This window comes from Zoogloea oryzae (genome assembly GCF_030161255.1).
Lineage (GTDB): Bacteria > Pseudomonadota > Gammaproteobacteria > Burkholderiales > Rhodocyclaceae > Zoogloea > Zoogloea oryzae.
In genome coordinates, this window is the sequence record NZ_BSPX01000059.1 from 20,727 (window position 1) to 32,295 (window position 11,569).

At 68.7% G+C, this 11,569-nt stretch carries 8 protein-coding genes, 1 pseudogene and 1 riboswitch; of the genes and pseudogenes, 7 read left to right on the top strand and 2 right to left on the bottom strand.

Annotation, left to right across the window (positions count from 1 at the left end; genetic code table 11):
* Positions 1 to 196 precede the first annotated feature (196 nt).
* Together QQK25_RS16685 and QQK25_RS16690 are read left to right on the top strand one after the other, a co-directional pair.
* Positions 197 to 901: a superoxide dismutase gene (locus tag QQK25_RS16685; protein ID WP_284188943.1), complete on the top strand. Its 705-nt coding sequence runs from the start codon at positions 197 to 199 to the stop codon at positions 899 to 901.
* A gap of 17 nt (positions 902 to 918) precedes the next feature.
* The gene (locus tag QQK25_RS16690) at positions 919 to 2,109 is read left to right on the top strand and encodes a polysaccharide pyruvyl transferase family protein (protein ID WP_284188944.1); all 1,191 of its coding nucleotides are present in this window, start codon (positions 919 to 921) and stop codon (positions 2,107 to 2,109) included.
* Between the two features lie 16 nt (positions 2,110 to 2,125).
* Here QQK25_RS16690 and QQK25_RS16695 read toward each other — a convergent pair whose 3' ends face one another.
* On the bottom strand, positions 2,126 to 2,575 hold the full coding sequence (locus QQK25_RS16695) for a hypothetical protein (RefSeq protein WP_284188945.1): 450 nt from the start codon (positions 2,573 to 2,575) through the stop codon (positions 2,126 to 2,128).
* A 151-nt stretch (positions 2,576 to 2,726) separates the two neighbouring features.
* Between QQK25_RS16695 and QQK25_RS16700 the strand changes: the two genes are divergently transcribed.
* The 4 genes from QQK25_RS16700 (at position 2,727) to QQK25_RS16715 (ending at position 9,213) form a co-directional block, all read left to right on the top strand.
* Entirely contained in the window at positions 2,727 to 4,136 is a 1,410-nt protein-coding gene (locus QQK25_RS16700) for an aminotransferase-like domain-containing protein (protein ID WP_284188946.1), read from the top strand.
* Between the two features lie 109 nt (positions 4,137 to 4,245).
* Complete coding sequence (locus QQK25_RS16705) at positions 4,246 to 5,160, top strand: transporter substrate-binding domain-containing protein (protein ID WP_284188947.1); 915 nt, start codon at positions 4,246 to 4,248, stop codon at positions 5,158 to 5,160.
* 67 nt (positions 5,161 to 5,227) lie between these two features.
* Positions 5,228 to 6,229, top strand: coding sequence for an LLM class flavin-dependent oxidoreductase (locus QQK25_RS16710; protein ID WP_284188948.1), 1,002 nt, complete (start codon positions 5,228 to 5,230; stop codon positions 6,227 to 6,229).
* A gap of 146 nt (positions 6,230 to 6,375) precedes the next feature.
* Positions 6,376 to 9,213: a hybrid sensor histidine kinase/response regulator gene (locus QQK25_RS16715; protein WP_284188949.1), complete on the top strand. Its 2,838-nt coding sequence runs from the start codon at positions 6,376 to 6,378 to the stop codon at positions 9,211 to 9,213.
* An 82-nt stretch (positions 9,214 to 9,295) separates the two neighbouring features.
* On the opposite strand, the gene QQK25_RS16720 is transcribed toward QQK25_RS16715, so the two are convergent.
* The gene (locus tag QQK25_RS16720; protein ID WP_284188950.1) at positions 9,296 to 10,768 is read right to left on the bottom strand and encodes a carbonic anhydrase; all 1,473 of its coding nucleotides are present in this window, start codon (positions 10,766 to 10,768) and stop codon (positions 9,296 to 9,298) included.
* A gap of 148 nt (positions 10,769 to 10,916) precedes the next feature.
* Positions 10,917 to 11,027: riboswitch (TPP riboswitch) on the top strand.
* Between the two features lie 37 nt (positions 11,028 to 11,064).
* Between QQK25_RS16720 and QQK25_RS16725 the strand changes: the two are divergent.
* Positions 11,065 to 11,569 (top strand): annotated as a pseudogene (locus QQK25_RS16725) (phosphomethylpyrimidine synthase ThiC); the annotation flags it as partial.

Sequence of the window (11,569 nt, forward strand, 5' to 3'; positions counted from 1 at the left end):
CCGCCGCGTCCTTCACCTCCCCAGCCCTCACGTCAGCCGCAAAACCCTTCCAGCCCCCCGCCAGAGACAGGACGCCCAAATGGATTCACCCAAAACCGTGAATTTGTCACAACGTTAAAACTCAAGAAGTTGACATGGACAATTTTTGAACTTGCGATACTCTGAGCTCCTGCTGTCACCTCAGTCAGGAGCAACCATGCGACACACCGCCCCGCAGACCACCCGGCGCAGCCTCCTCCTCGCCGCCGGCAACACCATCCTGCTCGGCGCGACCGGCCTGCCACTCCGCGCCCGGGCCGCCGCCCAGAGCCAGAACTTCCTCCCCGACCTCCCCTACGCCCTCGACGCCCTCGACCCGGTGCTCTCGGCCAACACCCTCGGCTACCACTACGGCAAACACCACAAGGCCTACGCCGACAACACCGCCAGGCTCATCGCCGGCACGCCCCTCGAAGGCCAGTCGCTCGTCCAGCTCATCGCCGCCAGCGCCGGCAAGCCCGACCAGGCCGCGCTGTTCAACAATGCCGCGCAGACCTGGAACCACAGCTTCTACTGGCAGAGCCTGCGCCCCCGCGGCGGCGGCGAACCACCGGCCGCGCTGCGCCAGCGCCTCGAAGCGGCCTTCGGCAGCGTCGCCGCCTTCAAGAAGGAATTCGCCAACGCAGCCATCACCCAGTTTGGCAGCGGCTGGGCCTGGCTGGTGGCCGATGGCGAGCGCCTCAAGATCGTCAAGACCGGCAATGCCGACACCCCGCTCACCGCCGGCCTCAAGCCGCTGCTGGCGATCGACGTGTGGGAGCACGCCTATTACCTCGACTACCAGAACCGGCGCGCCGACTACGCCAATGCCCTGCTCGACAAGCTGATCGACTGGGACTTCGCCCTGCGCAACCTCGGCTGACCGTCCCCAGCCCCACGATGACCCTCCCGACCATCCTGTTTGGCGCCTTTGACCGGCACAATTTCGGCGACATGCTGTTTCCCCACGTGGCCGCCGCCCTGCTGCCGGCCCGGCCACTGATCTTCGCCGGGCTCGCCGAACGGGACATGCGGGAGTGGGGCGGGCACCCCGTCCATGCCATCACCCAGCTGGCCGAAACCTGGGGCGACAAGCCGATCCGGCTTATCCACGCCGGCGGCGAGCTCCTCACCTGCAAGGCCTGGGAGGCCGCGGTGATGCTCCAGCCGCCAGCCGCCGCCCAGGTCATCGTCAGCCGTCTCGACGCCAGCCCGTCGGCGCGGGACGCATGGACCGAGCGCATCCTCGGCCTGCCGTCCCACGCCCCGTACTGCGTCCCGCCCGGGCTGCTTCCCGCGGCCCAGCGGCGCATCTACTGCGCCGTGGGCGGGGTCGAGCTGGCCGAAAGCCCGCCCGACCTGCGCGACGAAGTCATCACCGCCCTCCGCGCCGCCAACGCCGTGGGCGTGCGCGACCGGCTCACCCTAGCCCACCTGCGCGCCGCCGGCATCCAGGCCCGGCTGATGCCCGACCCGGCGGTGATGGTGGCCGAACTCTTCGGCCCCACCATTGACGCCCACGCCACCCGGGGCGAGCTCGCCGACATCCGCGCGGCTTTCCAGAGCGGCTATCTGGCCGTTCAGCTGGGTGCCGATTTCGGCGACGATGCCACCCTCGCAGCCCTGGCCGCGCAGCTCGACCAGGCCGCCGCCACAGCCGGACTCGGCATCGCGCTGTTCCGCGCCGGCGCCGCGCCGTGGCACGACGACCTGGACTGCCTGCAGCGCCTCGCCGGCCTGCTGCGCACCCGGCCGCTGACCATCCTCAACTCCCTCTACCTGTGGGACATCTGCGCCCTCATCGCCCACAGCCGCGGCTACTGCGGCAGCAGCCTGCACGGCCGCATCGTGGCGACGGCCTTCGGGCTGCCGCGGGTCAACGTGCTCCACCCCCGCCAGGCCGGCCACCCCACCAAACAGGCCGCCTTCGCCGCCACCTGGGAAGCCACCGGCCACCCGGGCGCGGTGCACGTCTCCGACGTGGCCGGCAGCCTCGCCCGCACCCTCGCCACCGATCCGGCCCAGCGTCGCAAGATGGCCCACGAACTCGCCACCCTCTACCGCCAGGGCTTCGCCGCCCTTGGCCCCTGAGCGCTCAGGCAGGCCTTCAGCGCCAGCTCACCCGCGCGCCTGCCGGCACCAGCATCGCCGCGCCCTGCACCGCCTCGAAGGGCCGCGCTCCGCTCCACGCCGTCAGCCGGCCAGCGGCGTCCGCCTCCAGTCGGTCGAGCCGCACACCCTCCGGCGCCCGCCAATGGCCCAACACCCGGCCATTGAAGCCGTCGTGGGCGTCCAGCCCGTTCTCCGCCAGCACCCACACCCGCCGGCTCGCCACCTGCACATGCACCGCCAGCACCGCGCCGCGGGGCCGGCTGCGCAGGGTGGAGAGCGGCGTCACACCGCGGCTCACGTCGATCACCTGCACCGCGCTGCCGCCCGGCGGCGCCAGCAGCACCCATTTCAGATCGGGGCAATAAGCCTCCACGCCACCGGCCCGGGCCGGCGCGGCCGCAAGGGCGATGGCGGTGGTCAGCACAAGCAGGGGCAGGCGAAACATGGCAGGTCTCCTCGAAGATCAACTCGGACGACCTGACAATACCGAACAATTTCACCCCACCCCAGATACACTACCCGGACAAATCACCTTCCCGTACCGGTCGCAACCGGCCATCTGGCCCGGCGATCCGACCGATACACCGGAGCCTCCCATGCTGCAGCTCACCCTCTCCGCCGACAGCCCCACCCCGCTGGTGGACCAGATCGTCACCGCCGTGCGCACCCGCATCGACGACCGCATCCTGCGCCCCGGTGCACGCCTGCCGCCGATCCGCCAGTTTGCCGAGCACCACGGCGTGTCGCGCTTCACCGTGGTCGAGGCCTACGACCGGCTGGTGGCGGTGGGCTACCTGCAGTCGCGCAGGGGCTCCGGCTTCTACGTGGCGAGCCGCGCCCAGCCTGCCCGCGCCATTGGCGGCGCCGATGCCATCGAGCGCGCCATCGACGCCAGCTGGCTGATGCGCGAGATGGCCAATGGCGATCCTGAGCGCATCCTGGCCGGCTCGGGCAGCCTGCCCGCCGCGTGGCTCGACGAAGCCGGCGTACTGCGTGCCCTGCGCGGCCTCACCCGGCGCGCCGACGTGCGCCCGGTGAGCTACGGCTCGGCCCAGGGCTACGCGCCCCTGCGCGCCCAGCTGCAGGTACGGCTGGCGGAGATCGGCATCGGCGCCACGCCGGAACAGATCGTGCTCACCTACGGCGTGCATCAGGCGCTCGACATCGTGTGCCGCTACTTCCTCAAGCCCGGCGACTGCGTGCTGGTGGACGACCCCGGCTACTGGAACCTCTTCGGCAACCTGCGCCTGTACGGCGTGGCGCTGATGGGCGTGCCACGCACCCCGGACGGCCCCGACACCGCGGCCCTCGAAGCCATCCTCGCCGAGCACCAGCCGCGGCTGTTCTTCACCCACTCGGTGCTCCACAACCCCACCGCCTGCAACCTCTCGCCGGCGGTCGCCTTCCGGGTACTGCAACTTGCCGAGAAGCACGACTTCATGATCGTCGAGGACGACATCTACGGCGACCTCGCCCCCGACGCTGCCACCCGCCTCGCCGGGCTCGACCAGCTGAACCGGGTAATCTACACCTCCAGCTTCTCCAAGACGATCTCGGGCAACCTGCGGGTCGGCTTCCTGGCCTGCCGGCCGGATCTGGCGCATCTGTTCACCGACGTGAAGATCGTCTCGATGATGTCGTCGGCCGAGCTCGCCGAGCAGCTCGTCCACCAGCTCCTCACCGACGGCCACTACCGCAAGCTGCTCGACCGCCTGAAGGGCCGCCTCGCCGAATCCACCGGGCAGGCCCTGCGGATGCTGGAACGGGTCGGCCTCAAGCCCGAACCAGAGCCCCGCGGCGGCCCCTTCGTGTGGGCCCGGGTGCCCGGCCTCACCGACACCGCCGAGCTGGCCCGTCGCGCCACCCGCGACAACATCCTGCTCGCCCCGGGCAACGTCTTCCGCCCCCAGAACCAGCCGTCCGGCTTCCTGCGTCTCAACGTGGGCTTCTGCGCCGAGCCGCGCCTCGAACGTTTTCTCGCCGCGGCCGTCGCCGACGAAACCTGATCAGCATTTTTGATCGCAACCGTCCTAAAGTTTCGGCTACCTTCACCGCTACTTGCCAGACACACCGCCCGCCGCACCCACGGCATCCGGACAGCTCGAAGGAACCCCCATGCTGCACAAACCCGCCTCCCTCGTCCGCCGGCTGATCCTCGCAGCCAGCCTCCTGTGTCTCTGCGGCGGCGCCCTTGCCAACGACCTGCGCGAGATCCGCGAGCGGGGCGTGCTGCGCCACCTGGGCGTGCCCTACGCCAACTTCGTCACCGGCAGCGGCGACGGGCTCGACGTGGAGATCGTCCAGCTCTTCGCCAAGCATCTCGGCGTGCGCTATGAGTTCGTGCCCAGCACCTGGGAAACCATCTTCGGCGACCTCACCGGCAAGGAGATCCGCTTCAAGCCCACCGTCCAGGAAGTCGGCCGGCGCCCCATCCGCGGCGACATGATCGCCAACGGCATGACCATCCTGCCCCCACGCCTGAAGGTGGTGGATTTCTCCGACCCGACCTTCCCCTCCGCCGTGTGGCTGCTGGCCCGCCCCGACAACCCCGCCCAGCCCATCAAGCCCAGCGGCGACAAGGAGCAGGACATCCGCGCCACCAAGGCCGCCCTCAAGCTCGGCACCACCTTCGTGATGGACAACTCCTGCCTCGACCCGACCCTCTACGATCTCGAGAACAAGGGCCTCAAGCTCAAGCGCTTCACCGGCAGCACCAACCTCAACGACATCGTGCCCGCCATGCTCAAGCACGAAAGCGACATGACCCTGCTCGACGTACCCGACGTGATGATCGCCCTCGAACTGTGGCCGGGAAAGATCAAGGTGATCGGCCCGATCTCGGAAGAACAGCGCATGGCCGCCGCCTTCCGCAAGGATTCCCCCGAACTGCGCGAAGCCTTCAACCAGTTCCTCGCCGGCATCAAGAAAGACGGCACCTACATGAAGCTGGTGAAGAAGTACTTCCGCGTGGCGCCCCGCTACCTGCCGGAGTTCTTCCGCGACATTCCCGGCGGCAAGGCCACCAAGTAGGGCCCGCCGCACCACCATTCTCCGGAAGCATCGGAAACGATTCGCAATACATTCTAGAATGGGGGGCATGAAGACACTGAAAGACATCAAGCTGTCCATGCTCGACCTCGTGGCGATCCGCGAAGGCCGCAGCGTGGCCGACGCCCTGGCGGTAGCCCTGTCCACCGCCCGTCACGCCGAAGCCCTTGGTTTCACCCGCTACTGGGTGGCCGAGCACCACAACATGCCCGGCATCGCCAGCTCGGCCACCGCCGTGCTGGTGGGCCACATCGCCGGCGGCACCACGCGCATCCGCGTCGGCTCCGGCGGCATCATGCTGCCCAACCACGCGCCGCTGGTGGTCGCCGAAGCCTTCGGCACCCTCGCCGAGCTCTACCCCGACCGCATCGATCTCGGGCTCGGCCGCGCCCCCGGCACCGACAGCGTCACCATGCGCGCCCTGCGCCGCGACCGGGTCGAGACCGAAGACGACTTCCCCCGCGAGGTGTCAGAGCTGCAACAGCTCCTGGGCCCCGTCCAGCACGGCCAGCGGGTCGTCGCCGTGCCCGGCGCCGGCACCAACGTGCCGATCTGGATCCTCGGCTCCAGCCTGTTCTCGGCCCGCCTCGCCGCCGAACGCGGCCTGCCCTACGCCTTCGCTTCCCACTTCGCCCCGCGCCAGCTGCTCCAGGCCATCGCCCTGTACCGCAGCAAGTTCCAGCCGTCGGCGGTGCTCGACAAGCCCTACGTGATGATCGGCGTGCCGGTGATGGCCGCCCCCACCGACGAAGAGGCCGAGTTCCTGGCCAGCAGCAACTACCAGCGGGTGCTCGGCATCCTCAACCGCAACCGGCGCCGGCTGCAGCCCCCGGTTGCGCACTTCATGGACAAGCTGCGCCCCGAAGAGCGCGCCGCCATCGGCGACTTCCTCGCCGCCGGGGTGGTAGGCGGCCCGGAACGGGTCCGCGAAGGCTTTGCCCGCCTCGCCCAGCTCACCGACGCCGACGAGTTCATCGTCGTCTGCGACGTCTTCGACCCGGAGCTTCGCCTGCGCTCCCTCGAAATCGCCGCGAGCGCGATGGAAAAATGACACGGGACTGCACAAAACCCCTGTAAACAAGGTAACTTCCGGTAAAGATTCACCGCCGGGCTCCGTTATCGAAGGAGTCACGTGTCATCCAGCACACCGCGCCCGCCCCAGGCGGCGGCAGCCCCGGAAGCGATCTGCCCATTTTCATGTCCAGCGACGACTCCCTGCTAAGGCGTTACCGGAAGAGCTTCATCGCCATCCTGATCTTCGTCGGCTATGCGGTGAGCCTGCTCGTGCACAATCTGGGCGTCCGGGAGCAGCTGCGGCAGAACCTCATCGACGCCGCCCAGCTCGATCTCGTGCGCCGGGCCGATGCCCTCTCCTACTACTTCACCGAACGCCACAACGACCTCACTGATCTGGCCGAATCGGAAGTCGTCGCCAGCTACTTCGGCAGCGTCGACCTGGGCATGACTGCCGACTACGGCCTCGCCATCCAGATCCAGGCCATCGACGACAAGTTCAGCCGCCTCATCGAGCGCAAGCGTCTGGGCTTTGCCCCCATCTACGACCAGCTCACCCTCGCCGACGACAAGGGCGCCATCGTTGCTCAGGTCGGCGATCTCCCCGACGGCGCCACCGACGCGCCCCCCACCGCCGCAGCCCCCCGCGGCGTCGAGCTGCTCGACGACGGCAAACGGCTGCGCTTCACCCAGCCGGTGACGATCAAGGGGCGGGTTCGCGGCCACATCATCGCCAGCGGCCCGCTCTCCCCGATCGAAAACCGGGTCAGCGTCAGCACCGCCCTGCGCCCCGAGGCCCTGATCAACAATCGGTCCGGCGACCCCGTCTCCAGCGCCGCGCCCGGCCCGTTCCGCCAGCCGGAGGTACGGCTCGCCCTCTCCGGGCTCGGCAACCGGGGCAAGACCGGCGCGATCAGCATCAGCAACAATGACGACGAGGCGCCCATCGCCGCCCTCAAGCAGCAGGTCGAGGGCTCACCCCTGGCGCTGGCCGCGCTGATCACCGAGGGCGAGCTCACCAGCCATTCGATCCCGCCGCTGCTGCTGCTCGGCATGGGCCTGGTGCCGCTGGCGGTCATCTTCATCGTGATCCAGGAGATGCTCGAACGCCGACGGGTCGAGCGCGCCCACGTCCTGGCCCGCACCGAAGCCGAACGCCTCGCCCAGGCCCGCAGCGAGTTCCTGGCCAACATGAGCCACGAGATCCGCACCCCGCTCAACGCCATCCTCGGCCTCGCCCAGATGGGCATCCGCAACTCATCCGGGCGCAACGCCGAGCAGCAGTTCATCCGGATCAACGAGTCCGGCCAGCACCTGCTGGGCGTGATCAACGACATCCTCGACTGCTCCAAGATCGAGGCCGGCAAGCTGAAGGTCGAAAACATCCCCATCGAACCCGGCAAGGTCATCGACTCCGCCCTCACCCTCACCGCCGAACGGGCCTACACCCGCCGGCTGAAGTTCTTCGTGCGCGAGAACGGGCTGCCCGCCAGCTGCCGCAGCGATCCCCTGCGCCTGTCGCAGGTGCTGGTCAATCTGCTCGGCAACGCCATCAAGTTCACCGACACCGGCTCGGTCAGCCTCGAGGCGCGGGTAGAGGCCGACCGGCTGTGCATCCGCATCCGCGACACCGGCATCGGCATGACGCCCGAGCAGGTCGAGCGCCTGTTCCAGCCCTTCGAACAGGCCGACAGCTCCACCACCCGCCGCTTCGGTGGCACCGGCCTGGGCCTGTCGATCTCGTCCCACCTGGTCAAGGCCATGGGCGGCGACATCGTGGTGACCAGCACGCCGGGTGTCGGCAGCAGCTTCGACGTGCGCATTCCGCTGATCGCCGCCGAACCCGAACCCCCTCCGCCGCCCGGGCGCATCGCGCTGGCCGGCTTTCCGGTCGACGACGCTACCAGCCTCGTCGCCGAGATCGAAGCCCGCGGCATTCCGGCCATCACCCTCGACGCACCGGGTGGCACGCTCCCCGACGATACCCTGATCGTCATCGACGCCCGCATCGCCGAGCAGGGCCTCGACTGGCGCAAATGGCTGCGCCAGAACCGCGACGAAGGCCGCCCCCTGGCCCTCGCCGGCCGCATCGACGAGATCGACATGTCGGGCCTGGCGGACGGCCTCTCCGGCCGCCTGCCGCTCATCGAACGCCCGCTGCGCGCCCGCCATCTGGTGGAATGCCTGCGCAACATCGGCGCTGTCCAGAACACCGCCTACACCCCGCCGGAAGCCCGCCTCGCCGGGCTCACCGTCCTCGCGGTGGACGACAACGAGATCAACCGCATCGTCCTCACCGACCTGCTCACCCAGGAAGGCGCGCAGATCGACTGCCTTGCCAGTGGCGCCGAGGCCCTCGCCCGGCTCGAAGCCGAAGGCACCGCCCGCTATCACGTGGCCATCACCGACATCCAGATGCCCGACATGGACGGCTACGCATTGACCGGCCACCTGCACGCCCTCGACCCCACCCTGCCGGTGCTCGGGCTGACCGCCCACGCCGGCATCGAAGCCCGGGATCAGTGCCTCGCGGCAGGAATGCTCGCCCACATCCCGAAGCCCCTTGATCTGAATACACTCGTCACCGAAATCCTGAGACACTGCCGAAAGCAGGCCACCCACGAGACCACTGCCATGTCCTCCGATACACCCGACCACACCGTGCCCACCTCCACGCCCACTCATGGCCTCATCGACTGGCAAGGGCTCGAAACCCAGTTCAAGGGCAAGACGGCTTTCGTCACCCGGCTTGCCAGCCGGGCCCTGGCCAACTACCGCACCAGCGTCGTGCGCCTGCGGGCGCTGGCCGCCGGCGAGGGCGATCTGTCCGAACTCTCCTTCATCGCCCACAGCCTGAAGGGCACCGCCGGCTCCCTCAAGGCCCAGACGATCTACGAACTGGCTGCCCAGACCGACCTGTCCGCCCGCGCCGCCGACCCCGCCAGCCGCGTCCTCGCCGGCCAGCTGGCCGACGGTGTCGACCAGATGATCATCGAGCTCGAAGCCCGCACCGGCGAGTGAACGCAAAAAGGGCGAACCGCCCGGTTCGCCCTTTTCCGTTGTGTCACGCCGGGGCCGCAGCCCCGTCAGGCCCCCATCCCCTTCAGCGGGATTCCTTGATCATCCGACCACGCACCGACTGGATCGGCCGCGCGTTCATCGGATACATCCGCGCAAAGATCGCGATCTGCTCCGGCGACAGCTGCTGCGGCTGCTTCATCACCATCCACAGCACACCCTCGCTGCACGGGGGCGTGGTCAGCGAACCCATGTAGGTGTAGTAGTTGCGATCTTTCGGCAGCAGCTCGTTCAGATCGATCGCCACACCTTCCGGCGAGTAATCCACGTTCTTCTCCAGCGGCAGGTTGTTCCACAGGGTCTGCACCAGCGGATGCAGCTGGCCGCGCTCCAGGAGCACCGCCACCACCGCCAGCCGGCCGTCCAGATCCTTGTGCACCAGGTGCGCCACCATCTCGAAGCCCTTGCCGTTGATGCGCTCTTCGGACGGGCGGTGGAAGTGGAACTGCACCAGATCGTAGTAACGCCCCATCACCTGCAGGCTGCTGCCGGGGCCGACGTTCACCTGCACGGTATGGCCGTTATCGACGATGCGGAACTGGGTCGGCTTGTAGTCGAAGCGGATCGGCTCCAGCTCCACCTTGATCCCCTCGCGGATGTCGATCGGCGACTGGCGCTCGCCACTACCGCACAGCTGCCATTCGGGCTTGAGCACGCCCCAGTTGGCCGGGCCGCCTTCGCCGTCGTAGCTCCAGTGGATGTCGTGATGGGCCAGCGGCGTGCCCGCGGCAGCCGGTCCGTGGGCCGCATGGGCATCCACCGACACCACCGGCGAGCGCACAACCCGCGGCTTCGGCCGGGGCGGCGGCACATAGGCCGGCACCCGCTGCACTTCCGGCGGCGCCTCGGCGCGCACCGGACGCTCCACGGGCCTCTCGGCAGCCGGTTCGGCCTTGGGAGGCGGCGCCGGCTTGTCGATGAAATTCTTCTTGATCGGCAGCGCCGGCTCGGCGCCATGCTCGCCCTTGGCCTCGGAAACCTGGGCCACCACCGGCTTCTCGGCGCCCTTGGCCGGGCGGTAGTCGGCCGCGCGCAGCTCCGGCTTGGCCTGGGCCGTCTGGGCCGCCTTGGCGGCGTTCTTGGCCAGCGCCGAGATGTCGCCGCCACCGGCGGGCTTGCACACGTCGCGCCACAGCTTCTCGTCCACGCTGCCGGCGGCCACCGGCATGTCCTTCTCGACCTTGACCTTCTCGTCCTTGACCACCGCCGAATCGGCGTCCAGATACACCCGCTTGATGGTGGCGAAGGTCTGGTTCCGGCAATCGTAGCGGTTGAGCGCCTTCACCGCCGCATAGCCGGCGGTTGCCGCCTCGGCGTCGGACAGCACGATCCGCCCCCAGGCCACCTTGGTTCCCGGATCGGACTGCAGGATGCTCGCCCGGTCGAGTTCGATCGTGCGCTTCTTGTCGGAGGCGATGGTCTGCCAATCGGCAGCCAGCGCGGAAGACATGCCGGCAAGCGCCAGCAGGGCAACGAGGGGGCGCAGACGGTAGCGCATTTTTATTCTCCGGAAATTGGCGGGCCGCAAGGGCCGGATGCCCCTATTTCGGCCCGAAGGCACCAAAGCTTTAGCCGCCGCCACTTTGCGAAGCCCGCCAAAACCCTCGGGGAATCTTGCGTTTACCGGTCGCTTCCAGTACTTTCAGCAGATACGTTAGGGGTGCCGGTGCGCTTTTTGGTGGGCGCTTGCCGGCTGAGACTTACCCTCCGAACCTGATCCGGGTCGTACCGGCGTAGGGAAACGTGGCTCCTGCCGCGTCTTCCTCTTCCGGCGGCCCTCCCCAAGGAGCCTTCATGAACGCCCACGATAAATTCCTCGCCGCGTCCGCCCACGTGGACGAGGCTGCCGTTGCCCCGCTGCCCAACTCCCGCAAGATTTACGTCGAAGGCTCGCGCCCGGACATCCGCGTGCCGATGCGCGAAGTCAGCCAGGCCGACACGCCCACCGGCTTCGGTGGCGAGAAGAACCCGCCGATCTACGTCTACGACTGCTCCGGCCCCTACACCGACCCGGCCGCCAAAATCGACATCCGCTCCGGCCTGCCGGCGCTCCGCCAGGGCTGGATCGAGGAACGCGGCGACACCGAAGTGCTGCCGGACCTCACCTCCGAATACGGCCGCGCCCGCGCCGCCGACCCGGCCCTGGATGAACTCCGCTTCCCCGGCCTGCACCGCAAGCCCCGTCGCGCCAAGGCCGGTGCCAACGTCTCGCAGATGCACTACGCCCGTCAGGGCATCATCACCCCCGAGATGGAATACGTGGCGATCCGCGAGAACCTCAACCGCGCCGCCTACCTCG